The sequence below is a fragment of the Tannerella forsythia genome, assembly GCF_003860135.1.
Lineage (GTDB): Bacteria > Bacteroidota > Bacteroidia > Bacteroidales > Tannerellaceae > Tannerella > Tannerella forsythia_A.
On sequence record NZ_RQYN01000136.1, the window covers coordinates 1 to 868 of the forward strand.

General features: G+C 36.9%; 1 protein-coding gene. It reads left to right on the forward strand.

Going from position 1 to position 868, the window contains the following annotated elements:
- Positions 1-406: 406 nt before the first annotated feature.
- The coding region (locus EII41_RS13645) for a hypothetical protein (RefSeq protein WP_148091765.1) at positions 407-868 on the forward strand (462 nt) is incomplete at its 3' end.

The following is an 868-nucleotide window of genomic DNA, read 5'->3' on the forward strand; positions in this document are numbered from 1 at the left end:
AAAGTAAGTGAATAGTGAATAGTGAAAAGTGAATAGTGAAAAATGAAAAATGGAGCAAAGTAGTCAGAGTAGTAACGAATAACCATTGACAATTCATTTGTCATTCCGAACGCAGGGAGGAATCTCGCACCGAAAGAGGAAAGGAAAGATTCATCGCTTCGCTCTGAATGACAAAAAACGATGTTCAGAACGCAAATAAACACAAATGGCGCAAATCAACGCAAATGAAAACTTGTGCAACTTGTCATAAACTTGTGCAACTTGTGGTTAAATGCTGAATGCTGAACGCTAATAAGAATTACGAATGACAAATTACGAATTACGATGTTCCGAACGCGAAAAGCGTATGAAATACGATAAAAAAGAACATGAAAATAGATTCAAACAACTATAAAAAGGAAAGAACATGAGAACAAAAATGATCAGACTTGTCATTTTACTCTTAGGGAGTATTTTGATGAGCCAGTTCATAGCAGTTCCGTCTGTTATGGCTGATAGTTATGGGAAAACCATATATGTATCTTCTCCAAGAGAAGTAGGAATTGATGAAATGGATGTAAATACATTTCCTAGTTCAGATATCACAATTACAAATATACGTGTTAAAAATGGCGCACAATTTGTGATAAATCTTAACAACATTGCTGATCTTAAAAGAATTTCTAACCTTAGCGGAGGAAATTTGATCGGCAATAATGAAAAGGTGGCCGTTGCGAATGCAGGAAGAGTTTCCTTTGTTTATTACACACAAACTTCTGGTGGTAATGAACAAGGTTATTTAGTATTTGCATATGTCAACTACTACGGTGTCCTGCAATACCAAGGCAGCGATGCGCCCGCCTCCATCGACGTCACCCTCGACAATCAA